At 71.4% G+C, this 22,140-nt stretch carries 18 protein-coding genes and 5 pseudogenes; 9 read left to right on the forward strand and 14 right to left on the reverse strand.

What is annotated here, in order from left to right:
* Positions 1-5: 5 nt before the first annotated feature.
* A pseudogene (locus ACI2LY_RS02055) lies at positions 6-227 on the reverse strand (CGNR zinc finger domain-containing protein); the annotation flags it as partial.
* Between ACI2LY_RS02055 and ACI2LY_RS02060 the strand changes: the two are divergent.
* A pseudogene (locus ACI2LY_RS02060) lies at positions 212-496 on the forward strand (hypothetical protein); the annotation flags it as partial. The pseudogenes ACI2LY_RS02055 and ACI2LY_RS02060 sit on opposite strands and share 16 nt — an antisense overlap.
* Here the strand turns inward: ACI2LY_RS02060 and ACI2LY_RS02065 are convergent.
* On the reverse strand, positions 475-975 hold the full coding sequence (locus ACI2LY_RS02065; protein WP_404705397.1) for a cupin domain-containing protein: 501 nt from the start codon (positions 973-975) through the stop codon (positions 475-477). The pseudogene ACI2LY_RS02060 and the gene ACI2LY_RS02065 sit on opposite strands and share 22 nt — an antisense overlap.
* A 25-nt stretch (positions 976-1,000) precedes the next feature.
* Positions 1,001-1,942 carry an NADP-dependent oxidoreductase gene (locus tag ACI2LY_RS02070; protein WP_404705398.1) on the reverse strand — a complete coding sequence of 314 codons (942 nt, stop codon included), beginning with the start codon at positions 1,940-1,942 and terminating at the stop codon, positions 1,001-1,003.
* A 191-nt stretch (positions 1,943-2,133) separates the two neighbouring features.
* Here ACI2LY_RS02070 and ACI2LY_RS02075 point away from each other — a divergent pair, with 191 nt between their 5' ends.
* Together ACI2LY_RS02075 and ACI2LY_RS02080 are read left to right on the forward strand one after the other, a co-directional pair.
* Positions 2,134-3,078 (forward strand): helix-turn-helix domain-containing protein, encoded by a 945-nt coding sequence (locus tag ACI2LY_RS02075; protein ID WP_404705399.1) that lies wholly within the window; start codon positions 2,134-2,136, stop codon positions 3,076-3,078.
* Between the two features lie 46 nt (positions 3,079-3,124).
* A pseudogene (locus tag ACI2LY_RS02080) lies at positions 3,125-3,768 on the forward strand (class I SAM-dependent methyltransferase).
* A gap of 36 nt (positions 3,769-3,804) precedes the next feature.
* Here the strand turns inward: ACI2LY_RS02080 and ACI2LY_RS02085 are convergent.
* The 3 genes and pseudogenes from ACI2LY_RS02085 to ACI2LY_RS02095 form a co-directional block, all read right to left on the reverse strand.
* A pseudogene (locus tag ACI2LY_RS02085) lies at positions 3,805-4,214 on the reverse strand (transposase); the annotation flags it as partial.
* Positions 4,215-4,330: 116 nt separating this feature from the next.
* Positions 4,331-5,356: a hypothetical protein gene (locus tag ACI2LY_RS02090; RefSeq protein WP_404705400.1), complete on the reverse strand. Its 1,026-nt coding sequence runs from the start codon at positions 5,354-5,356 to the stop codon at positions 4,331-4,333.
* 134 nt (positions 5,357-5,490) lie between these two features.
* Positions 5,491-6,384, reverse strand: a complete 894-nt coding sequence (locus ACI2LY_RS02095) for a LysR family transcriptional regulator (RefSeq protein ID WP_404705401.1) — start codon at positions 6,382-6,384, stop codon at positions 5,491-5,493.
* A gap of 95 nt (positions 6,385-6,479) precedes the next feature.
* Between ACI2LY_RS02095 and ACI2LY_RS02100 the strand changes: the two genes are divergently transcribed.
* From ACI2LY_RS02100 to ACI2LY_RS02110, 3 genes are all read left to right on the forward strand, one after another.
* A complete protein-coding gene (locus ACI2LY_RS02100; protein WP_404705402.1) occupies positions 6,480-7,655 on the forward strand; it encodes a nuclear transport factor 2 family protein in 1,176 nt (391 codons plus the stop codon).
* A gap of 88 nt (positions 7,656-7,743) precedes the next feature.
* Positions 7,744-8,949, forward strand: a complete 1,206-nt coding sequence (locus ACI2LY_RS02105; RefSeq protein WP_404705403.1) for a cysteine desulfurase-like protein — start codon at positions 7,744-7,746, stop codon at positions 8,947-8,949.
* A 75-nt stretch (positions 8,950-9,024) separates the two neighbouring features.
* Positions 9,025-9,714, forward strand: coding sequence for an HAD family hydrolase (locus ACI2LY_RS02110; protein ID WP_404705404.1), 690 nt, complete (start codon positions 9,025-9,027; stop codon positions 9,712-9,714).
* Positions 9,715-9,734: 20 nt separating this feature from the next.
* Here the strand turns inward: ACI2LY_RS02110 and ACI2LY_RS02115 are convergent, their stop codons facing one another.
* Positions 9,735-10,541, reverse strand: coding sequence for an ATP-grasp domain-containing protein (locus ACI2LY_RS02115; RefSeq protein WP_404705405.1), 807 nt, complete (start codon positions 10,539-10,541; stop codon positions 9,735-9,737).
* A 37-nt stretch (positions 10,542-10,578) separates the two neighbouring features.
* The gene (locus ACI2LY_RS02120; RefSeq protein WP_404705406.1) at positions 10,579-11,496 is read right to left on the reverse strand and encodes a LysR family transcriptional regulator; all 918 of its coding nucleotides are present in this window, start codon (positions 11,494-11,496) and stop codon (positions 10,579-10,581) included.
* 111 nt (positions 11,497-11,607) lie between these two features.
* On the opposite strand from ACI2LY_RS02120, the gene ACI2LY_RS02125 reads away from it, so the two are divergent.
* Genes ACI2LY_RS02125 through ACI2LY_RS02135 form a run of 3 tightly spaced genes read left to right on the forward strand, consistent with a single transcriptional unit; the run spans position 11,608 to position 14,877 of the window.
* On the forward strand, positions 11,608-12,348 hold the full coding sequence (locus tag ACI2LY_RS02125) for an acetoacetate decarboxylase (RefSeq protein ID WP_404705407.1): 741 nt from the start codon (positions 11,608-11,610) through the stop codon (positions 12,346-12,348).
* A gap of 30 nt (positions 12,349-12,378) precedes the next feature.
* Positions 12,379-13,356: a 3-hydroxyacyl-CoA dehydrogenase family protein gene (locus tag ACI2LY_RS02130; RefSeq protein WP_404705408.1), complete on the forward strand. Its 978-nt coding sequence runs from the start codon at positions 12,379-12,381 to the stop codon at positions 13,354-13,356.
* A gap of 33 nt (positions 13,357-13,389) precedes the next feature.
* Entirely contained in the window at positions 13,390-14,877 is a 1,488-nt protein-coding gene (locus ACI2LY_RS02135) for a CoA transferase (RefSeq protein ID WP_404705409.1), read from the forward strand.
* 65 nt (positions 14,878-14,942) lie between these two features.
* On the opposite strand, the gene ACI2LY_RS02140 is transcribed toward ACI2LY_RS02135, so the two are convergent.
* The 6 genes and pseudogenes from ACI2LY_RS02140 to ACI2LY_RS02165 form a co-directional block, all read right to left on the reverse strand.
* Complete coding sequence (locus ACI2LY_RS02140; protein WP_404705410.1) at positions 14,943-15,407, reverse strand: DUF1772 domain-containing protein; 465 nt, start codon at positions 15,405-15,407, stop codon at positions 14,943-14,945.
* A 132-nt stretch (positions 15,408-15,539) separates the two neighbouring features.
* Positions 15,540-16,307 carry a glycoside hydrolase gene (locus tag ACI2LY_RS02145; protein ID WP_404705411.1) on the reverse strand — a complete coding sequence of 256 codons (768 nt, stop codon included), beginning with the start codon at positions 16,305-16,307 and terminating at the stop codon, positions 15,540-15,542.
* A gap of 45 nt (positions 16,308-16,352) precedes the next feature.
* Positions 16,353-18,476, reverse strand: a complete 2,124-nt coding sequence (locus tag ACI2LY_RS02150) for a glycoside hydrolase family 6 protein (RefSeq protein ID WP_404705412.1) — start codon at positions 18,474-18,476, stop codon at positions 16,353-16,355.
* A gap of 171 nt (positions 18,477-18,647) precedes the next feature.
* Positions 18,648-19,079: a PaaI family thioesterase gene (locus tag ACI2LY_RS02155; RefSeq protein WP_404705413.1), complete on the reverse strand. Its 432-nt coding sequence runs from the start codon at positions 19,077-19,079 to the stop codon at positions 18,648-18,650.
* A 104-nt stretch (positions 19,080-19,183) separates the two neighbouring features.
* Positions 19,184-19,690 carry an AbfB domain-containing protein gene (locus ACI2LY_RS02160; RefSeq protein ID WP_404706465.1) on the reverse strand — a complete coding sequence of 169 codons (507 nt, stop codon included), beginning with the start codon at positions 19,688-19,690 and terminating at the stop codon, positions 19,184-19,186.
* Positions 19,679-22,012, reverse strand: a pseudogene (locus tag ACI2LY_RS02165) (AbfB domain-containing protein); the annotation flags it as partial. The gene ACI2LY_RS02160 and the pseudogene ACI2LY_RS02165, both read right to left, overlap by 12 nt.
* Positions 22,013-22,140 lie beyond the last annotated feature (128 nt).

Below are 22,140 nucleotides of genomic sequence, written 5' to 3' on the forward strand. Positions count from 1 at the left end.
CGGGGCTGGTCCGTGGCCCGGCTGCGGCGGGCGTACGCGCGGGCGGCACGGGCGCGGTCGCCGCAGCGGGTGGAGCACCAGTGCCGCCTGCCGTGGGTGAGCAGCAGGAACCGGTCGCAGGGGGCGGAGCCGCAGGAGGCGAGGATGTCGGCGTCGGGGCCGGTGAGCAGGTCGGCGGCGCCGGCGGCCAGGGTCGCCAGCGCGTGGTTGACGGCCCGGTCGGTTGGACACCGCCATCCCGTTCGCCGGTGCGCCTCGCTTCCCCGTGCTGTTCGACGGCGGGCTGCTCGTCCTGGACAGCACGGAGGCCGCCGAGGCCGCCCGCATCCTCGACGCCCGCCGTGTCGTCCCGGCCCACCACGACAGCTGGGCCCACTTCACCGAGGGCCGCGAGGACCTGGAGGCGGTCTTCACCGCGGCCGGTCTGGCCGACCGCCTGGACCCGGACTGGACGCGCCCGCTCCGCCCGCCGAGTCACAGGAACTCGCTCCGGTAGGTCGAGGCCAACTCGGCGGCGCGGCGGCGTCGTTCGGCGCGTTCGTCCTCCGACAGCGGCGGGGGCGGCGCGTCCTTTCCCGTGACGACGTCACCGATGCGCAGGAAGTACTCGTCCTGCCCGGCCGGGGTGCACATGCACAGCATGCGGGCCGAAGCACCGGACACGTTGCGGAAGTTGTGCGGCGCGTTGGCCGGGATGTTGATCGTGGACCCGGCCCGTACGGTGTGCTTCTCGCCGCGGAAGGTGAACTCGAGCTCACCCTCGAGGATCGTGAACATCTCCTCGAAGTCGTGCCGGTGCGGCGGCGGGCCTCCGCCGTCGGGGACGTGCATGTCGATCAGGCAGTAGCGGCCGTCGGTCTGCTCGCCGGTGACCAGCATGCCGTAGGTGTTGCCCACCAGGGAGACGTACGTCGTGCCGGGGTCGTCGGGGTGCGCCACGGTCAGCGAGCGCGATGGATCGTCGTCGGGGATCATCGTGGTCTTCTCCTTCACGGATCGGTCAGACGGGCGTGACGACGATCTTGCCGTTGGGCAGGGTGCCCGCGGCGGCGTCGGCGTGCAGAGCGGGCAGCTCGGCCAGCGGCACCCGCCGCGCGACCTCGACGCGCAGCCCGGCGCCGTCGACCAGCTCCACCAGGTGCGCCAACTGCTCCGCGTCACTGCGTACGAACAGGTCGATGCCACGCACGTCACGCTGCTCGTCGCTCGGCGCGGGCATCCACACGGTGGTGTTGACCAGGACACCACCGGGGCGGATCAGGCCGAGGAGGGCGGCCAGTTGTGCCGGTTCGACCGGTGCGAGGTTGAGGACGACGTCGACCGGCTGGTTCACCGCCGCGATGACGTCGGTGGTGGTGTGGTCGATGACTTCGTCCGCGCCCGCCTCTGCGACGCGTGTGTTGCTGCGCGGACCGGCCGTGGCGAACACGAAGGCGCCCGCCTGCTTGGCCAGTTGCACGGCGTAGCCGCCGACCGCGCCGCCCGCGCCGTTGACCAGTACGCGCTGCCCAGCGGTCAGCCCGGCGTGCTCGAAGAGCGCCTGCCACGCGGTCAGACCCACCAGCGGCAGCGCGGCCGCGTCGGCCAGCGCGATGCTCTTGGGCGCCGGTGTCAGGGCCTCGGCCGGTGCCAGGACGTACTCCGCGGCGGCGCCGGGCTCCCCCATCGGCAGGAAGCCGATGACCTGGTCCCCGGCCCGGAGGCCGGTCACGCCCTCGCCGAGCGCGTCGACCGTGCCCGCGACGTCGATGCCGGGCGTGTGCGGCAGCGTCACCGGGATGGGGCCCTGCATGAATCCGGCGCGGATGTTCGCGTCGACCGGGTTGAACGACGTCGCCGCGACCCGGACCAGCACCTGCCCGGCGCCCGGAACGGGCTGCTCCACGTCCTCGTGGCGCAGGACGTCGGGGTCGCCGTACTGGTGGTAACGCACTGCCTTCATGGTTCTTCTCTCTTTTGGGGAGGTCGAAGCGCCTGCCCAGCGTAGGAACAGGAGTACGGACGAGGGGTGTACCTTCGCGACACGGGATGGGATCGCGGCGACATCCTCATCGGGCTCATGGGGCTCATCGGGGCGGAGGACAGATGGTGAGCGGGCGGCAGTTACCCGGCCCGGTCGGCAAGGTGGGCAACGTGGGCACGTTCGCGGTCGACGCCGACTCCACGGGCACCGGCCGGGGAACCTGGGAGCCGTTCATCGACACCTGGAACGACCGGATGGGCGACCTGTACCCCCTGCCGGAGTTCAGCGCCTCCACGGTCGACGGCTTCCAGGGAACGATGCGCTCGGTCGCCCTGGCGGACACCGCCGTCAACGAACTCTGGGCCTCCTCACCCGTGAGCACCCGAGCGGTCGGTACGCACGAGCACGACCAGGTCAGACTGTACGTCGGACTGCGCGGCGCGGTGGCTCTGCAGGACCCGCACGACCAGGGCGGTGACGCGGACGTCGTGTCCGGCACCTATTTCATGCACCACGTCGTGACGGAGAACCACTTCCACACCACGCCCGTGATCGGCACCCGCATCTTCATCTTCCCCGGCGACGCCCTGCGGTCCCTGGTCGCCGGGAAACCGCGCACCGGCCAGGCGACGTCGCCCGCCGCGCAGATCCTCATGGCACACACCAGCATGGTGCAGCGGACCGTGAGCGACCTCGGCCCGGCTGGAGCCCACGCCTCCCGCAACGCCCTGCTCGAACTCGCCAGAGGGCTGGTCCTCGACCACTTCGACGACCGCGAGCCCACCTTCACCCCGGCCCTGGCCCAGGCCGCCAGGAACCTGGCCGATGCCCAGCTCACCGACGCCGAGTTGTCGCCCACCACGATCGCCGGTCAACTGCACGTATCGGTACGCACGTTGCAGCGGGCCTTCGCCACTCTGGACGAGTCCTTCAGCGCCTACATCCGCCGCCGACGCCTGGAGGCAGCGGCCGAGGCCCTCACCGCCCCCGGATCACGGCTCAGCGTCTCCGAGGCCGCCGCCCTCTGGCACTTCACCGACAGCAGCCACTTCATCCGCGCCTTCAAGAAGCAGTACGGCGCGACCCCGGCGCAGTTCGCCCGCCGGGTGCCGTGAGGACTCCACCGGCCCCCCTCCCGCGCTCCGGTCTAGGGTCGCCCGCATGACCGAGCCCTCCTTCCTGACCGCCGTCCGCGAGTCGTACGACACGGTCGCCGCCGACTACGTCCAACGCGTCCCGTCTCCCGCCGAGTTGGACCCGCTGTCGCGAGCGATGCTGACGGGCTTCGCGGAACTGGTGCGGACGGCCGGGCCGGGGCCGGTCGCGGACCTGGGATGCGGGCCGGGCCGGGTGACGGCGCACCTGGCCGGGCTAGGGGTTCCGCCTTCGGCGTCGACCTGTCGCCGGAGATGATCGGGCTGGCCCGCCGCGCCTATCCGGACCTGCGGTTCACCGTGGGCTCGATGACCGCGCTGGAGACGGGCGACGACGAGCTGGGCGGCATCCTGGCCTGGTACTCCACCCACCACACTCCCCCACGGTGGCTGCCGGGGGTGTTCGCCGAGTTCCACCGCACGCTCGCGCCCGGCGGGTACCTGCTCTGGGGAGACTACGTCGACGAACGGCTGCGGCCGACCCACGGTTATGGCCGCCCGGTGTCCTACGAGTCGTATCTCCTGCCCCTGGAGCGCACGGTCGGCCTGCTGGAGCAGGCCGGGCTCGTCGTCACCGCGAGGCTGGAGCAGGAGCCCGGCGGGCGGGTGAACCGACCGCACGCCTGCCTGCTGGCCCGTAAGCCGGGCTAGGGCGTGTCTTTCGGATCATCTTGCTGACCAGATGTGGATACCTCGCCACCGCAGTTCGCAGCGGATCGCGCGGGACGAGTAAGCCTTGTCCGCCAGGACCGTCTCCGGTGTGGTTCTCGGCCTGCCGACCGCTCGTGGCACCCGTAACCGGACCATGACCTCAGCGAACGCGGGCGCGTCACCGGCTTGTCCGGGCGTGAGCACGAACGCGAGCGGGCGGCAGTGACTGTCTGCGGCGAGGTGGATCTTCGTGGCCAGTCCGCCGCGGGACCGTCCCAGGGCAGGGCGGTCAGGAGACGTTCCCAGGTGCCATCGGCGGCCCAGGTCCGCAGCCTGTTGTGCACACCCTTCTCGGACCCGAGGCACTCGGGCAGGTCCATCCACCGTGTCCCCGTGCGGTACTTGAACGCGACCGCGTCGATCACCTGCCGGTGATCACGCCAGCGCCCCGCCCCGCTTCGGCGTCCGGTCCGGACTCTGGAGCCGCAGCTGCTGTTGTGCGGGCTTCGGGTGAGCGTCGAAACCATCACCCTTCGGTGATCAACATGATCCTGCGGACGGGCTACGTCATCAACTCGATGTGCGGGTGCTCAAGCTCTGCCGGGCAGACGAACAGGTGCTGCCGGTAGCCGCTGCCTATCTGGACCCCGGTCGCGTTGAAGCCGCGGTGGCCGGGGTACGGTCCGGCACCTGGGTGGGGGTGCGGGGACCAACTGTTCCCGGTGTCGTCCCCTTCCTCGAACGTGGCGACGGTCATCAGGACCTCCATGCCGGTGCCGCACTCGGAGCAGGGCCGCGGGCGGGGGTCGGTGGAGTTCCAAGCGGGCCAGCCGCCGACCTTCCAGCCGGGTGCGTTGGACAGCACGCAGTCGTAGTACGTGGCCGGGTCCATGTCTTCCTCCGCCGCCTGCGGCACACTCCACTGCTCGAGCTGCTCCCGCAGTTCTTCGCTCAGCTCCAGATGGTCGGGGTACTCGGTGATCTGCTCCGGTTCGAGCACGCACGGCTCCGGTAGATAGCCGTGGAACTGCACTGCGGGCGGCTCGGGGGGCGTGTCGAGGATGTCGGTGACGGCGGCTGCCGAACGCCAGAAGAGCAGGGTCCTGGGCATGATCGGATGATCGAAGGGGCACCAAAGAACCTGCAGAAGGTCCTTGCCCTCCGGCGGGCTCAGATCGGGCACATCCCGTGCGTACAGCTGCGCGACGGGCAGCATCGCTATGGGGTCGTCGTACGACCGGTCCGTCGGCCTGGAAGGATATGTCCGAGGGGGCCGGAGCCGCTCGAGAGTCTCCCGTTCCTCCGGAGTCAGGTCCCGACCGTACGAGACGGTGGAGATCCGTCGCTTCAGCCGCAGATCCGCCGGGGACAGGGCTGGGTTGATGCCGTCCACCTCATGCGGTTCCTCGCAGTGCGGCCACGGCTCCTCGGCAGGCCACAGCAGCGGGCCGCCGATCGAGCTGTCGTGCCGCGTCGGCGCCCCGGGGCGGGGGTGCAGGCGGGTCGCCGTACGGGCCAGCGGGGCCAGTTGGGGAAAGACCGCGACCACGTCGATCGGCCGTGGCGGAGTGACAGGAGTGACGTTCATGGCCGCAATCCTGCCAATCGCCTCTGACAACGGCCCTCGTTCATCGGTCAGGGCATGCATGCAGATCCGCCGGACAGGCCCTGGGGCGAGTCGGCCGATGAGGCCGAACAGCGGGCCCGGTCGTCCAGATGTCGCTACCTCGGTCGCGGGAACTGGACCGCGACAAGCTGGTCGTGGAAGGCGACCGCGCAGGGGTGGGGGTCGCGGCGCGGGGTGATCGTGTAGAGGCCACGGGTCGGGGGGTCCACGAGGTTGACCGTGACGACGTCGGCGCGGAGTGCGCGCGTCAGTGCGGCGGGGATCAGGGCGATGGCGTGACCCGTGGCGACCAGGGCCAGCTTGCCGGGCAGGTCGGCCGCGGTGAGGTCGATGTGGGCGGTGACACCGGCGCGGGCGGCGTGCTGGCGCAGTAGCGCCGCCGAGCCCTCGTTGTCCTCGGCCCAGATCTGGTCGGCCAGCGCCTGGATGGGGACGGGGCCGTGCCCGGCCTGGGGATGGCCTGCGGGGAGGACGACGACCATCTCGTCCAGCCCGAGGAACCGGCGTTCGACCCTCGGGTCCGCGGCCAGTCCCGGTGGTGCGTCGGTGACCACGGCGATGTCGAGGTCACCGGCGATCACCCGGTTGTGCAGTTGTGCGCTGAGCGCCGGGAGCAGGCTCCACCGGACGGGTCCGGCCTGGTTCAGCAGGCTCCGGACAGCCTCGGGGACGATGCCCGCCGCGAGAGAGGGCGTGGCGCCGATGGCCAGGGGTCGGTCGGCCACCCCGTCTCGCACGTCCCGTACCGCGCGAACGGCACGGTCGGCTTCAGTGAGCGTCGCCAGGGCGTGGCGCCGGAACACCTCACCGGCCGGTGTCGGGCGTACGCCCCGTGCGTGACGCTCCATCAGGGGCGCACCGAGCTGCCGTTCCAGCCCGGCGATCTGCCGGGAAACGGCGGACTGGGTGTGGTTCAGCTCGGCCGCCGCCGCCGAAAGAGACCCGACCCGGCACACCGTCACGAAAGCGCGCCACACGTTCAGATCCATGGCGGCAGTATGGCCTGCCGGTATGCGGTTGTCGCAGGGCTGGTGCGCGAAGTCTGCGCTTGTCGCACCGCTGGTGGTGCACCAGTGTGGCGGACATGATCACACCGCATTCGATCGCCGTCCTCGGCCAGGGGCGCATGGGCGGCGCCATCGCGACACGACTGGCGGCCGGGGGTGGGGACGTCGTCGGCTGGAGTCGCTCAGGGCGCACGTCGAGCACCGTCAGGACGACCGGTGACCCGAACAAGGCCGTGGCGGGGGCCGACCTCGTCCTCCTGTCGCTGTTCGACGGCCCGGCCTGCCGACAGGTCCTGGACGACGTGAGCGACTCGTTGAGAGCGGACACGATCGTGCTCAACACCAGCACGATCGCGCCCGCCGAAGCAGCAGCGCTGGCACGGCGGTTCGGCACCTCCTACGTCCACGCGCCCGTGCTCGGCTCGGTGCCCGCGGCCGCTTCCGGCACACTGCGGGTCCTCGCCGCCGCCGACCAAGGCGTATTCGACCGGGTCCGGCCGGTGCTCCAAGCGCTGGGCAGCGTCCGGCGCGTGGACGACGCCCCCACCGCAGCCGTGCTCAAGCTGATCGCCAACAGCGGCCTCACCGGCGCCGTCCTGGCCCTGCGCGACTCGCTGCGGCAGGCCGACGCCCTCGGCGTGAGCCGCGCGCAGGCGCTGGACATCCTCGAACTCGGCCAGCTCGGCGGGCTCGTGGCCCGCAAGCGCCCCTTCCTCCTCGGCGAACCGGACGCGACCACGGCCGAGTTCACCATCGGCGCGCTGGCCAAGGACATGGCGCTGCTGACCACCGCATCAGCCCTCCCCCTGCGCGGCGCTTCGAGCCTGTCCGGCGCTCCCGAGGCCGACATCGCCTCGGCCGCCACGGTCGCCGCCGTGGAGGACTCCCTGCTCGCACCCCTCCGCGCCTACATACGCGGACACGCCACCGGGGACCCCACCCACTTCCGCGACGCGTTCCTGCCCACCGCCCACATCGAGGGCATCCGGGACGGCACCTTCGTCTCCTGGCGCCTGGACGAGTACTGCGCCCTCTTCCCGGGCCGCCCCGCCCCGGACGAGCCGACCCGCAGCCGCCGCGTCGACACCGTCGACGTCCACGGCACCGTAGCGACCGCCACCATGACGCTCTCGCACCGCGCGGACACGTTTACCGACATCTTCCTGCTGGTCCGCCAGGGCGACGGCTGGCGGATCGCCAACAAGGTCTATCACCGAGCCACGACGAGGACGTCATCCCCTGCGACGGCATGACCGTGGGACGCCGCTGCCCCCGCACCTCGCGTCTCGCCCCGCCGCAGGCGGTCTGTCGGGGGCGGCGGCCTTCTGCGACGATCCAACCGTGACCTACGACGTCAACGCACTGCGCGCCCAGTTCCCCGCACTCCGAGCCGGTATCGCGCACTTCGACGGCCCCGGCGGCACCCAGACACCGACGCCCGTCATCGAGGCCATCGCGGGCGCCCTCGGCAGCCCCCTGTCGGTCCGGGGCACGGTCGCCCCCGGCGAGATCAACGCCGAGCGGATCGTGGGCGACTTCCGGTGCGCGATGGCCGACCTGCTGGGCGCCGATCCGGCCGGGATCGTCTTCGGCCGCAGCGCCACCCAGCTGACCTACGATCTCGCCCGCACCCTCGCCGCCCGGTGGAGGGCGGGTGACGAGGTGATCGTCTCCCGGCTCGACCACGACGCCAACATCCGGCCGTGGGTGCAGGCCGCGGAACGGGTCGGCGCGGTCGTCCGCTGGGCGGAGTTCGACCCGGCCACGGGTGAGCTGCCACCGGAGGCCGTCGGCGCGCTGCTCACCCCGCGCACGCGGCTGGTCGCCGTGACCGGCGCGTCCAACCTGATCGGGACCCGGCCCGACGTCCCGGCCATCGCGTCCCTCGTGCACGAGGCCGGGGCGCTGCTCCATGTCGACGCCGTCCACCTCGCCGCGCACGCCCGCGTCGACGTGCGTGACCTCGGTGCCGACTTCGTGGTCTGCTCCCCGTACAAGTTCTTCGGCCCCCATCACGGCGTGCTCGCGGCCGATCCCGCGCTCCTGGCCACCCTGCGCCCGGACAAGCTCGCCCCGTCCAGCGACGCGGTCCCCGAGCGCTTCGAACTGGGCACCCTGCCGTACGAGGCGCTGGCCGGGAGCACCGCGGCCGTGGACTTCCTCGCGGGCCTCGCCCCGAGCCGGGAGGGCGGCAGGCGGGACCGGCTCCGGGCGGCGTACGCGGCGATCGAGACGCACGAGAACGCCCTGCGGGAGACCGCAGAGGACGGCCTGTACGCGCTGGACGGAGTGACGGCGTACTCACGGGCGGCGGACCGGACCCCCACCCTCCTGCTGACCTTCCGGGACCGCCCCGCCGTGGACGCCTACCACTTCCTCGCCACGCTCGGCGTGCACGCCCCGGCAGGCTCCTTCTACGCCCTCGAAGCCTCCCGGCACCTGGGTCTCGGCGACACCGGCGGTCTGCGCGTGGGGCTGTCGCCCTACACCCACGCGGAGGACGTGGAACGCCTGGTCGCGGGGTTGGCCACGTTCCTGAAGAGCTGAGCGGCGGCGCCGTTCACCCGGTGGAAAGCGGGTACCCGGCAGGGAACGCGGACACGAGGAGACGAGGTGCGTTCCATGCCCACCACCGATGGCCAAGGCGCGGCCCGCGCCGCCGTGTTCGATGTGGACGGCACGCTCGTGGACACGAACTACCTGCATGTCACGGCGTGGTGGGAGGCGCTGCGGCAGGCCGGGCAGGATGTGCCGACGCAGGCGATCCACCGGGCCATCGGTCTCGGTTCGCGTGATCTCGTGGCCCATCTGCTGGGCGAGGACCGGGCCCGCGAGGAGGCGGAGGCGCTGGGTGCCGCCCACAAGACGCTCTACGGACAGTACTTCGGGCGTCTGACGGCTCTCCCGGAGGCCGGGCGGCTGCTGCGGCGCCTGGCGGACGACGGCTGGAAGGTCGTCCTGGCCACGTCGGCGGGCGGCCAGGAGCTGTCCGCGCTGCGGACCGCGCTCGACGCCGACGACGCGATCTCCGGCATGGCGAGCGCCGACGACGTCTCGGAGGGCAAGCCCGCCCCCGAGCCGGTCGAGCGGGCGCTCGAGCTGGCGGGGGCGGTACCGGAGGGATCGGTGTTCGTCGGCGACACCGTGTGGGACATGCGGGCGGGCAGCCGGGCCGGGGTCACCTGCGTGGGGCTGCTCTGCGGCGGGATTCCCCGCGAGGACCTCGAGAAGGCGGGCGCGGACACGGTGTACGACGACCCGGGCCACCTGCTCGCCTCACTCGCCCGGAGCCCGCTGGGCCACCGCCCCTGAGCCCTCCCGAGTTCGGAGTTTCAGCCGGTCCGGCAGAACCCGCTGTCCCGCTCGGACAGTCGCGTCCGGGGACCGGCCGAGCGCAGGACGACGTCCAGGACCCGGTCGGGGTCGGCGGCGTAGCAGTTGCTGAACCAGGCCATGTTCGCCTCGACCACCGCCCATTGCCCGGCGGCGCCGTGCTCGGGCGCGGTGAGGAGCCCGACGTCCAGCACCACCGCGCTGGGCAGGCCGTCGCCGCACGTGGTCAGGAGATCGTCCGCGAACTCCCGGACGGCGTCCTCGTACCGGTGCCCGTGCAGCGGCTCGGCGTCGAGACGGCCGAAGGTGGTGTACTGCGAACCCGTACGGACCTCGCCGTCCAGGATGTGCAGGCGGAACTCCGCCGCCCAGGTCACCACGTCGCTGATCAGCACCGGCACGTCCGGCGACAGCTCCGGTCCGGTCGGGAGGCGGGTGCCGTCGGCGTAGACGGCGGCCGGGAAGCTCTTTTCGCGGGGCGGCTTGACGAACGCGGGCCGGGTCAGACCGCGCGCCTCGCCCAGGGTCGCCATGGCGATGTGTCGCCCGGTGTACTGGCGGGGCAGCGTGGCCAGCCAGTCGTCGGACGGCTCCAGGAGCGCGACCTCGAGGTCGTCCGCGACGCGTGCCGCGAAGGCGGGGCCGCCGTAGTAGTGGCCGCCCGTCCTCCGTACGGCGGTGGGCGTGAGGACGTCCACGTCCATCCCCCGCCGCCGCGCCGACGTCGAGAGCAGCTCGGATGTCGTGGTGTACTGCGGCGCCAGCGCCAGAAAACCCTGCTTCGTCACGGTCACCGACGATGCCATCCACCCGGCCGCGTGGTCCACAGCGTTCCCGCCGGGGTCACGCGCTCATCCGGCGCGTGATCAGCTCCAGCAGCCGCATGACGGCCGCGTCGGCGTCCGGGCGGCGGATGGCGACGAGGGTGGTCTCCAGGTACGGCGACGTCTCCGCGAAGGGGACGAAGGCGACCTCGGCGACATGGAAGTCGCGGAGCCGCTCGGGCAGGAGGCTGACGCAGAGTCCGGAGGCGACGTAGCTGAACAGGCCGGTCAGGTCGTCCGAGACGGCGCGGCTGCGCGGGGTGAAACCCGCCTCGCGGCAGGCGAGTTGGACCTGATGGGCGAGGGTGGGCAGCGCGGTGGGGTCCGGGAGGACGAAGTCCTCGTCGCGCAGGTCGCCCAGCTCGATCGACCCGGCGTCCGCCAGCGGATGGTGGCGCGGTACCGCCGCGGCGATGCGCTCCACCGCGAAGTCGAGGCTGACGAGGTCGGCCGACAGGGGTGAGGGGTCGCGCAGGAAGGCCAGGTCGAGCGTGCCCGCGCGGATCATCTCGGCCAGGGCCACGGCCGAGTCCTGGTGCAGGTGGACACGGAGGCCGGGGAGTTCCTCCGCCGCCGCCCGGAGCAGGCCCGGCAGGTAGTGGTGGCTGAGGATGCTCACGTAGCCCACCCGGACATCGCCCTCCAGACCGGCGGCGACGCGTCGGGCGCGCTCGATGGCCGCGGACTGGGAGTCGAGGAGGCGGCGCGCGTCCACGGCGAAGACCTCGCCCGCCGCGGTCAGCGTCACCCCGCCGGGGCCGCGGTCGAACAGGCGCACCCCCAGTCCGCGTTCCAGTCGCTGGATGGACTGGCTGAGCGGCGGCTGGCTCATGCCGAGGCGCTCGGCCGCGTGCCCGAAGTGCCGCTCGTCGGCCACCACCAGAAACTGTTCCAACAGCCTCCTGGTGAGCTGAATATCCTCAAGCATATCGCTCATGACCACACCATATATTGGACGGACAGGGGTGAAGAGGTGTCCACTGGAACATGAGCGTCACCGGAACAGCGTGTCGCACTTCCCCCCACGGCCCTCTCCCTGGAGGCCCCCATGCGCAAGCAGGACGTCGCGCGGCTCTTCACCACCCCGGTGGACTCCCCCGCCTACGCTCCCACCCGGTACCGCTTCACCGACCGCGAGTACCTCAACATCTACTACCGCACCGACCCCGAGGCGCTGCGCCGTCTGGTGCCCGAGCCGCTGACGGTCACCGACCCGGTCGTCCGCTTCGAGATGATGCGGATGCCCGACACCACCGGGCTCGGCGACTACACCGAGGCCGGGCAGCTCATCGCCGTCGAGCACGAGGGCGAGCGGGGTGAGTTCAACCTCGCCATGTACGTGGACAGCGTGCCCGCGATCTCCAGCGGCCGCGAGTACAGCGCGTACCCGAAGAAGGGCGGCTCCCCCCGCCTCTACGTCGACTCGGACACGGTGGTCGGCACGCTCGACTACGGCACCCTGCGCGTGGCGACCGCCACCATGGGCTACAAGCACCACACGCTGGACGCGGACGAGGCCCGGGCGGAGATCAGTACCCCGAACTTCATGGTCAAGACGGTCCCGAACTACGACGGCACCCCGCGCATCTGCGAGCTGGTCCGCACCCGGATCACCGACGTCACCGTCAAGAGCGCCTTCACCGCCCCGGCCCGGCTGCAGCTGTTCGCCCACGTCATGGCGCCGCTCGCCGACCTGCCGGTGCTGGAGATCGTCCGGGCCAGCCACATCGTCACCGACCTGACGCTCGCGCCGGTCGAGCCGGTCTTCGACTACCTCGCCGCGGCCTGAGCGCCACCCGATCGAGAAAGCCACCGAACCATGACCTCTCCCACCGACCCCGCCCTGACCTCCTACCGGCGTGCCGCGATCATCGGCGGCGGCGTGATCGGGATCTCCTGGGCCGGTCTCCTCCTGGCCCGCGGTGTCGACGTGGTGATCAGCGACCCGCGCGAGGACATCGAGGACCTCGTCCGTGCGGGCCTCGCCGAGATCACCCCGGCCCTGGCCGAGCTGGGCCTGCCGACGGAGAACCTCACCGAGGGGCTGTCCTTCGAGGCCGACCTCGCCACCGCCGTGGCGGACGTGGACGTCGTCCAGGAGAACGGCCCCGAGCGGCTGGACGTCAAGCAGCGGATCTGGCGGACCATCGAGGACGCGGCTCCGGCGCACGCGCTGCTGGCCACCTCGACCTCCGGCATCCCGGCGAGCGCCATCGCCACCGCGCTGCGGCAGCCCGAGCGGCTCGTCGTCGGGCACCCCTTCAACCCGCCGCACCTGGTGCCGCTGGTGGAGATCGTGCCGGGCGAGAAGACGTCCGCGGAGACGGTCGAGCGGGCCAGGGCGTTCTACACCGCTCTGGGCAAGAAGCCCCAGGTGCTGCACAAGGAGATCCCCGGCTTCGTCGCCAACCGTCTGCAGTCCGCGCTGTTCCGCGAGTGTGTGCACCTCGTCGCCGAGGGCGTGGTGACCGAGGCGGAGCTGGACGAGATCGTCACCTCCTCCATCGGGCTGCGCTGGGCGGTCGCCGGACCGTTCCGCACCTTCCATCTGGGCGGGGGCCCCGGCGGACTCCCCCACTTCATCGAGCACCTGGGCCGCGCCATGGAGGACAGCATGTGGCCGGTCCTGGGCAACCCCACCTTCGACGAGGCCACCGTCACCACGCTCGTCGACCAGGCCGACGAGGCGTTCGGCGGGCACTCGGTCGAGGAGCTGGCCGCCGAGCGCGACCGGGCGCAGATCACGCTGATGCGCGCCCTCGGCGAGACGCCCGGCTCCGGCAGCACGCACGCCTGAACCACCGATAACGCACATAAGAGGCGAAGAAGCATGGACCTCACCCAGAAGATCAAGAAGTCGATCGCCGCCCCGGCCACCGACGACGCGTTCGACGTGTACGCCGAGGCGGAGGAGGTGCTCGCGGGCATCGGTCTGAAGCCGGGCGACACCGGCGGTGACCTCACCTTCGAGGGCGCCGACCCGGTCGTGCCCAGCACCCTGCGGCTCGGCGCGGCCTCCGGGATCGCGCTGGTCGCCAAGTCGGCCGCCGTCGCCGCGCTGTGGAAGGACCGCACCGGCCGCGGCCAGGACATCCACATGGACCTGCGCAAGGGCCCGCACCGGCTCTGCCCGTTCTACGAGCGGAAGTGGGAGCTGCTCAACGGCTATCCGGGCGGCACCCCGTCGCTGATCAACATGGCGTTCGTCAACAACTTCTACCGCAGCGCGGACGGCCGTTGGATGATGCCGTTCAACATCTATCCCAACATCAAGGTCGCCGCGCAGCGCCTGCTCGGTGTCGGTGATGTGCCCGAGCACGTCGAGGCCGCGATCTCGAAGTGGGACGCGCGGGACCTGGAGCGGGCGGGCGCCGAGGCCGGGTGCGTGATGCCGATGGTGCGCACGCCCCAGGAGATCCTGGACGAGGAGCAGTACCGGCAGGTGCTGTCCAAGCTGCCGCTGGTGGAGATCACCCGCATCGGTGACAGCGACCCCGAGCCGCTGCCCGCGGACCCGGTCGCGCCGCTCGACGGGGTGCGCGCGCTCGGCATGGGCCACATCATCGCCGGTGCCGGGGCCGGACGCGCCATGGCGCTGCACGGCGCGGACGTGCTGAACCTGTGGCGGCCGACCGAGCTGGAGCACGACGTCACGTACAACTCGACCGGTGTGGGCGTGCGTTCCGCGACGGTGAGTCCGTACACCGAGGAGGGTCTCGCCCTCATCCACCGGCTCCAGTCGGAGGCCGACGTCTTCTACGCCAACCGGCGCCCCGGCTTCCTGGACCGCATCGGCATGTCGGAGGAAGAGGCGATCGAGCGCCGCCCCGGCCTGATCTACGCCACCGTCTCCCTGAACGGGCGGACCGGTCCGTGGAAGGACTACCTCGGCTTCGACCAGACGGCGGGCGCGCTCACCGGTCTGCTGCACCTGGAGGGCGACGGCGACAAGCCCGCGCTGCCTCCCATCACGGTGGTCAACGACTACCTGGTCTCCTGGTTCATGACCGCGGGTATCGTCGAGGCACTGCGGCGCCGTGCCGTGGACGGCGGCAGCTACCGCGTCCACGTCTCGCTGTCCCGCGTGGCCCTCTGGATTCTCTCCATGGGCATCTTCGACCAGGAGTACGCGAAGCAGATCGCGGGCACCGGCGACCTCCACGCCTACCCGGACCCCGACGTCTTCACCGCCGAGACCCCCCTCGGCCACTACCAGGGCATCACCGACCAGGTGCAGATGTCCGACACCCCCGGCGCCTACCGCCAGATCCTCGTCCCCCGCGGCTCCCAGCGCCCGGAGTGGCTCCCGGCCGCCTGACGCACCGCGCCGGGACGGTCACGGCCGTCCCGGCACGGGCCGACCCGACGGACTCCGGGAGCGCCTCAGCGGACGGCGGCCAGGGCTGTCAGTACGAAGGCGCCGACGGCGAACAGTGTCCGTACGGTGTGCAGGACCCGCCATCGGCTCTCGAACGCGGTGCGGGCGGCCCGCTCGTCGCCCTGCCCCCGCGACGACTCCAGCGCGTTGTTCAGCGGGATGTTGCCGACCGCGGTGATCGTGTGGCCGACCAGCGCGGAGGTGGCGGCCGCGCTCAGGAGAACCGTGGCACCGCCGCCGCGTCCGTCCGGTGCGATGAAGCAGGAAGCGACGGGGAAGGCCAGGGAGCCGAGGAAGAGGAGCAGGAAGAGCGGGCCGGGCACCTTCCGGTTCACCGCCCTCATCACCAGGGTGAACGACGCGTCGTCCGCCTCCCTGAGCGCGGGCATGACGCCGGACTGGAACGCGATCATGTATCCGGCGTACAGACCGGTGCAGCACAGGGCGAGGATCTCGATCGCTTCCGACATGGCGATCATCATCGCGGCTCGGGAACGACGCACACAGGTCTGGTTTCGGACGCGCCATGGGCTGCGAGGCCGATTCTCGACGCGGTGGTGCCGGGGTCGTGGAGGTTCACGACCCCGGCGGGGGTACTCAGGTCAGTTGACGCCCACCGAGAAGCTGGTGACCGCCAACCCCGCGCCGTTCTCCCAGGGTTCGAACCCCGCCTGCACGCTGGTGAGGTACCAGTCCGGGGTGGCGAGGCCCTGGGAGACGGTGTGGTCGATGAACTCCTTGATGTTGAAGTTCAGTCCGGTCAGGGACGCGGGGGCGACGTAGGAGATCACGTCGTTCGAGCCGTTGCTGCCCCGCCACACGTCCCAGGTGTGCCCGGCGAGGGAGACGGTGCCGGTGACGGAGCCGATCGGCTGGATGGGCCCGGTCCGGTTGAGCCAGATCATGATCTCGGTCTTGTTGACGCCGTCCGTCTTCGGCGTCGGGTCCAGCCAGATGTCGTACGCGGCGTCGTACACCGCGCCGCCGACGTACTGGTACGCGATGCTGCTGGGCACGCTGCCGATGCTCCCGATCCGCTTGGGGAGGTTCGTGCCCGGCGAGCAGTTGGTGTAGTGGCAGCCCGCGAAGATCGAGGGGTACGACTTCGGGGCGCCGTTGGTGGGCACGGAGCCGTCGGCGCGGGTGAGCTGGAAGCCGTCGCCGACCTGGGTCACGCACTGCGGGGCGGAGGTGCCCCAGGCGTTGTTCTGCACGACGTAGCCGCCGGGCGTGGTGACCGAGCCGAACTGGTCGCAGACCTGCGCGTCCGCCTGGGCCGAGCCGGAGGTGGCGGTGAGGGCGGTGACCGACCCTGCGGCCAGGACGAGCGCGGCCGCGAGGGGGCGTAACTTGCGGGACTTCAGGTGCATGGGGGGGTCCTTCCGTACGTGCGTGGGGGGAGAAGTGACCGCGCTCTACGGCTCGACGCCCCAGGCGAGCGTGCCGTTGACGTAGACGGTCACCTTGGGGGCGTCGGCGTACGACGTGCCCGTGCCCCGGCTGTAGTCGTCGGACTCGTCGAAGTTCGACCAGTCCGACTTGGCGAGCCGCAGCTGGAGATCGCCCGTGCTCGCACCCGCGGCCAGCGAGCCCGAGGTGAAGGTGACGTCGAGGGTGCGGTCGGCGCCGGTGCGGGCGGCCGGGAGGGACGTGACGGACGTCTTCACGGCGGAGCAGCCGAGCTGGGCGTAGTCGCACCACGTCTGGTAGCCCGCGGCGGCGGACTCGCCGGTGAACCAGTACCGCACGGTCACCTTCGACAGATCGACGGCGCCGGAACCGGAGTTGACGAGCTGGATGCCGGGCCTGATCTGGTTGTCGGCGGCCGAGGAGTCGTTGTTCTTGTACTGCGCCTTCAGCCCGGTCGAGCCGCCTCCCCCACCGGACGCCTTGGTGGTCGCGGAGAGGGCCGCCGAGGCCGCCGAGACGTTCCCGGCCGCGTCCTTGGCCTTGACCGTGTAGGTGTAGGCGGTGGCGGCGGACAGGCCCGTGTCGGTGTACGAGGTGCCGGTGACGCTGCCGACCCTGGTGGCGCCGCGGTAGACGTCGTACCCGGTCACGCCGGTGTTGTCGGTGGCCGCGCGCCAGCTGAGGGAGACGCTGTCGGCCGTCGTGGCCGTGGCGGCCAGTCCGGTGGGCGCGGTCGGCGCCTGGGTGTCGCCGCCTCCGCCGCCCGAACCGCTCAGCGGCGGGTAGGCGTTGGCGAGCAGCTGCCGGAACTCCGCCGAGAACCAGTGCCCGGCCAGCGGGGAGTTGGGCAGCGCCCCGGTCGGGTTGTTGCCGTTGCGCCCGTTCCCGGCGTACGTGGGGTCGCACATCCGGTCGAAGCCCTTGCCCTCGTCGTTGTCGAGGGGCTTGCTGGCGCCGTCGGACTCGCCCGGCGGCTTGGCCCAGACATACGCGTCGATGCCCGTGTCGGGCGCGGTCGCCGGGCGTTCGCCGATTCCGGCACCGCTCTGGTTGCACCAGTTCCCGGCGTGGATGCGCCGGTCGATGCGGCCGCCGTCGACATAGGCGTCCACGCTGGTCGAGGGGCCCGGACCGGTCGGCCGGGCGGAGCCGCCCCAGCCGTTGCGGGAGGTGTCGATCAGCATGCCGATGCCGCTGTCGAAGCCTTGGGCGACGAGGGCGGAGCGCAGCCCTTGGGCGAACGTCGTCTCGTCGTCGTACTGGTTCCAGTCGATCCACTTCGACTGGCGCACGGTGGTGCCGTTGACCGTGTCGGTGATCTTGACGTGGGGTTCGCGGGTGGCCGAGTAGTTGGCCGTGTTGACGATGAACCCCGTCACGTCGCTCACGGTGGCACCGCTGGTCGTGGCGGCCTTCTTGAACTCCTGGGCGGACGGGACCAGGTTGGAGTCCCAGCCGAGCCAGCCGTGGTGTCCGGCGTCGATGTAGTTGTAGGCGTTGGGCAGGGCGCCGAGCTTGTGCAGGGCGTAGCCGACGCCCTTCTCGTAGTTGCCGTTGGCCTTCATCGTGGCGCACTGGGGCGTGGAGCCCGCCGTGCCGCCCGCGTTGGTGACGAGGTTGGGCAGCGAGTCGGGCTCGATGAGGTTGACGATGCGCAGGCTCGCGTACGCCGGGTCGGCGAGGACGGCCGCGATCGGGTCGATGTAGTCGGTCTGGTAGCGGCCCAGTTCGTCGGCGCCCAGCTCGCCGTTGGAGGCGAGGGCGGCGCAGTCCCGGCCCGGCAGGTCGTAGATCACGAGCTGGACGAGGTTGGCGCCCTGCGCCTTCGCCGCGTCGAGGTGGGCCTTGAGGCCGCGCGCCTCCGAGGTGCCCTTGATCGCGGCGATCCGGTCCAGCCATACGAAGGTCGGCTGGTTCGACACCGCCGAACCACCGGGCTCCGCGGCCGCCTTGGCCGACCAGTCGGGGTTCACGTACGGCTTGGCGCCCACGTACGGGTTGTCCAGCTTGGCGGCGGCCGAGGCGGTCTGCGGCAGGGCGCTCAGGGAGAGCGTGCCGAGGAGCGCGGCGGCGGCCAGTACGGCGGCTCGTCTCGGGGCGTGCGGGTGTGCGGCTCTACGGGAGGACATGAGGGTCTCCTGAAGGTCACGGTGAGCGGGGTGGGGGTACGGCATCGCGCTGACGGTGCCCGGCAACGCGCCGTGCACCTACCTTGGGAGCGCTCCCACCGTGCGACCGCCCGACGGAACTGTCAACACCTGATGCTCGAACTCGGTTTGCCGGCAGCCCCTTTGGCGGCTTCAGGCCCCCCGCGTGGGCTCCGGCACGGCGATGGTCCCCTGTGCCACCGCGCAGAGGGTTTCCTGGCCCGTTCCGTCCACGACCGACAGGTCACAGCGGCATACGACACGGGACCGGCCCGCCCTCACGACCTGGGCATGGGCCCGCAGCAGCACGCCGTCGGCGGGGCGCAGGTAGTCGATGGTGAACCCGGCGGTGAGCAGCCGTGCGCCGACGGCGGCTCCGGCGGCGAACGTCAGGGTGTTGTCCGCCGCGTAGGCGAGCACGCCACCGTGCAGAAAGCCGTTCTGCTGGCGCAGATCGTCACGGATGTCCAGCTCCAGCGTCGCCTCGCCCTCTCCGAAGGCCACCAGGCGGGCGCCGAGCAGATTGCTGAACGGCTGTGCCGCCAGCACCTTCTGCGCGAGGGTCAGGTCCAGGGCATCCGTCATGTCACACCTTTCCTCCGCGTACGCCCCGTCGACCGGTCGCACGACGCGCCGCCTCGGGGCCTGGAGGACCGACGTCCTCCAGGCCCTCACGGCCTGAGGCTACTTCACGGTGCCCAAGGGCCGTCCAAGTTCCAACTGCTGTCCGCCGTCAGGGTCTGCGGGCGGTTGTAGCCGCTGCCCGCGGTTCCGGCGGCGATGTACACCTGGGCCTCGAAGTGGCGGAGGTAGGAGCCGGGCAGGTTGAGCGACTCGAAGGTGACGCCGGTGCCGCTCAGGCCCGGCCGGGCGCAGAAGGTGGCGTCGGCGCGGAAGAGGGCCGAGCCGTCGTCGGGCGAGTTGCGGGCCCGGCTGTCGGCGTGCCGGAGGAACTGGCCGGGGAAGTTGACCGACTCGAAGGAGTAGCAGGAGGAGTCGGCGAGCCCCCGGCGCACCGTGTAGGTGGCGTCCTGCTTGAGCTGGGCGCTGCTGCCCGCGTCCACGACCTCGGTGTAGGCGAGGCTGTCGGCGTGGCGTAGATAGCGGTTGGTGAAGCCCCAGGTGGTCACCTGGAGGGAGCGCCGTACGTCGGTGGGCAGGAGCACGGAGCTGCGCCACAGCGCGGGCTGGCCCACGTTCCAGGTGGCGTCGGCGGCGAAGGAGGTCGCGGTGTCCCAGGCGTTGGGGCCGCCGCTGCGGGCGAGGTACACGTTGTCGGCGTAGTGCCGCAGGTAGGAGCCGGGGAAGTTGGCCGACTCGAAGGAGGTGCCGCCGGAGGCGAGTCCGGGCCGGGCGCACCAGGTGGCGTCGGCGGCGAAGGAGCCGCCGGTGTCGGAGTCGATACGGACGCGGCCCGAGGCGTGGCGCAGGTAGCGGCCGGGGAAGTTGACCGACTCGAAGGAGTAGCAGCGCGGGTCGGACAGGCCGGTCACGGTACGGAACGAGGCGTCCTGGCGGGCACCGTCGGCCGAGGAACCGCTGAGCACGTCGGTGCGGGCCAGCGAGTCGGAGTGGCGGAGGTAGCGGTCGGTGAAGCCGGGCGTGGTGACCTTGAAGGACCGTACGTGCCCGAGGGTGAGCGGGGCGGGCGAGTTGAGGTTGCGGGAGGCGGCGATCAGGTCGCGGTGGGCGGTGCGGACCCGGCCGGTGTCGACCTTCTGCACCCGCCGGTCGTAGCTGAACAGCCCGTTGTACTCGCCCTCCACGTCGGTGATCTCGGTGTAGACGTACGCGGAGACCCCCTTGGTGGTCATGAGCTGCTGCACGTCGCGGACCATGCCGGTGTAGCGGTCGTCGAGCTGGGCGCCGCTGGAGACCTGCTCGTAGGCGAAGAACTGGCCGTTGGGGCTGTACTCGTGGCCGGGGGTGCGCAGTCCGATGCCGCCGAACTCGCCGAGCACGGAGACCCGGGTGTCGGACGGTTTCGGTGCGTCGGGCCCGGTGTAGACATGCCAGTCGATGATGTCCCCGGTGCCCGGATCGCCTTTGGACTGGCAGCAGTTGTAGCCGCTGTGGGCGTCGACCAGGCGGGAGGTGTCGTAGTTCTTCAGGTCGGTGGTGACGCGCCGGGTGGCGTTCAGGTCCCATTCGCCCCAGCCCTCGTTGAAGGGGACGTAGGTGACCACGGCCGGGGAGAAGCGGTGTTCGTCGATGATCTCGCGGGCCTCCGACTCGAACTCGGCGGTCTGCGCGGAGGTCCGGTTCTGGTCGGCGGCGGTGGTGGAGGGGATGTCCTGCCACACCAGGAGCCCGAGCCGGTCGGCGTGGTAGTACCAGCGGGCGGGTTCGACCTTGATGTGCTTGCGGACCATGTTGAAGCCGAGATCCTTGTGCTTCTGGATGTCGGAGGCGAGGGCCGCGTCGGTGGGCGCGGTGTACAGGCCGTCCGGCCAGAACCCCTGGTCGAGGGTGCCGATCTGGAAGACGAACTCCCCGTTGAGGGTGGGCCGCAGCACCCCGTTCAGCATCTTCTTGCCGATCTCGCGCATGCCGAAGTAGCTGGTGACGCTGTCGACGGCGGAGCCGGAGGCGTTGCGCAGGGTGACCTTCAGGTCGTAGAGGAACGGGTCGTCGGGCGACCACCGCCGGGCGTTCGGCACGGGTACGGAGAACTCGGTGAAGCCGCCGGTGGCGCTGCCCACCACGGTGGTGCCGTTCAGCGCCTCGGCGCGCACGGTGTGCCCGGTGACATCGCCGCGGGTGAAGACCTTCACGCGGGCGGTGTTGGTGGCGAGGTCGGCGCGGATGTCGACCGAGTAGATGGAGGAGGCCGGGGTGGGCTCCAGCCACACGGTCTGCCAGATGCCGGAGGTGGGGGTGTAGAAGATGCCGCTCGGGTTGGCGACCTGCTTGCCGACGGGCTGCTTCTCCCCGCGCCCGTCGGTGGGGTCGTAGACCCGTACGACGATCTCATTGGTGCCGCCGCCCAGCCGCGCGGTGATGTCGGTCTCGAAGCGGTCGTAGCCGCCGCGGTGGGTGGCGACCTGGGTGCCGTTGACCCAGACGGTGGCCTCGTAGTCGACGGCGCCGAAGTGCAGTTGGACGTGGCGCCCGTTCCAGCTCTGGGGGACGGTGAAGGTGCGCCGGTAGAACATCAGGTCGCGGTTGTCGTTGCGCATGATGCCGGACAGCGCGGACTCGACCGGGTACGGGACGAGGATGCGCTCGGGGAGGGTCTGGCCGAGGGGCGGGGCGGCGTTCCGGTTGACGTTGCCCGCGCCGTCGGTGGGCGGGTTCAGGAACTCCCACTCGCCGTTGAGGGACTGCCAGTCGGGGCGGGTCATCTGCGGGCGCGGGTACTCGGGCAGCGGGTTGGTGGTGGACACCTGGCTGGTCCACGGGGTGGTGAGCGGTGGCGTCTTGGGGACGACGGCGGCGGCCGCGGTGCCGGTGGTGCCGACGAGGATTCCGCCGACGGCCATCAACAGGGCCGCCAAACAGGCGATCAGGCGACGCATCGAACTCCTCCAGGGCAGAGCTGGACGGGGCAGGACGGTGCGCGGATTCCGTCGCGCTGACCATCGTGCGGGGCGGGAACGGGAGTCCGTGCGGTGGGACGGGCGGCGCGTGAACGGGGACGAACCCC

This window comes from Streptomyces sp. NPDC002176 (assembly GCF_044903645.1).
Lineage (GTDB): Bacteria > Actinomycetota > Actinomycetes > Streptomycetales > Streptomycetaceae > Streptomyces.

What these genes read in the sequence shown, in the direction of transcription:
- ACI2LY_RS02065 (WP_404705397.1), bottom strand. Translation starts at nt 975, where the DNA reads ATGATCCCCGACGACGATCCATCGCGCTCGCTGACCGTGGCGCACCCC.
- ACI2LY_RS02070 (WP_404705398.1), bottom strand. Translation starts at nt 1,942, where the DNA reads ATGAAGGCAGTGCGTTACCACCAGTACGGCGACCCCGACGTCCTGCGC.
- ACI2LY_RS02090 (WP_404705400.1), bottom strand. Translation starts at nt 5,356, where the DNA reads ATGAACGTCACTCCTGTCACTCCGCCACGGCCGATCGACGTGGTCGCG.
- ACI2LY_RS02095 (WP_404705401.1), bottom strand. Translation starts at nt 6,384, where the DNA reads ATGGATCTGAACGTGTGGCGCGCTTTCGTGACGGTGTGCCGGGTCGGG.
- ACI2LY_RS02100 (WP_404705402.1), top strand. Translation starts at nt 6,480, where the DNA reads ATGATCACACCGCATTCGATCGCCGTCCTCGGCCAGGGGCGCATGGGC.
- ACI2LY_RS02110 (WP_404705404.1), top strand. Translation starts at nt 9,025, where the DNA reads ATGCCCACCACCGATGGCCAAGGCGCGGCCCGCGCCGCCGTGTTCGAT.
- ACI2LY_RS02115 (WP_404705405.1), bottom strand. Translation starts at nt 10,541, where the DNA reads ATGGCATCGTCGGTGACCGTGACGAAGCAGGGTTTTCTGGCGCTGGCG.
- ACI2LY_RS02120 (WP_404705406.1), bottom strand. Translation starts at nt 11,496, where the DNA reads ATGAGCGATATGCTTGAGGATATTCAGCTCACCAGGAGGCTGTTGGAA.
- ACI2LY_RS02125 (WP_404705407.1), top strand. Translation starts at nt 11,608, where the DNA reads ATGCGCAAGCAGGACGTCGCGCGGCTCTTCACCACCCCGGTGGACTCC.
- ACI2LY_RS02130 (WP_404705408.1), top strand. Translation starts at nt 12,379, where the DNA reads ATGACCTCTCCCACCGACCCCGCCCTGACCTCCTACCGGCGTGCCGCG.
- ACI2LY_RS02135 (WP_404705409.1), top strand. Translation starts at nt 13,390, where the DNA reads ATGGACCTCACCCAGAAGATCAAGAAGTCGATCGCCGCCCCGGCCACC.
- ACI2LY_RS02140 (WP_404705410.1), bottom strand. Translation starts at nt 15,407, where the DNA reads ATGTCGGAAGCGATCGAGATCCTCGCCCTGTGCTGCACCGGTCTGTAC.
- ACI2LY_RS02145 (WP_404705411.1), bottom strand. Translation starts at nt 16,307, where the DNA reads ATGCACCTGAAGTCCCGCAAGTTACGCCCCCTCGCGGCCGCGCTCGTC.
- ACI2LY_RS02150 (WP_404705412.1), bottom strand. Translation starts at nt 18,476, where the DNA reads ATGTCCTCCCGTAGAGCCGCACACCCGCACGCCCCGAGACGAGCCGCC.
- ACI2LY_RS02155 (WP_404705413.1), bottom strand. Translation starts at nt 19,079, where the DNA reads ATGACGGATGCCCTGGACCTGACCCTCGCGCAGAAGGTGCTGGCGGCA.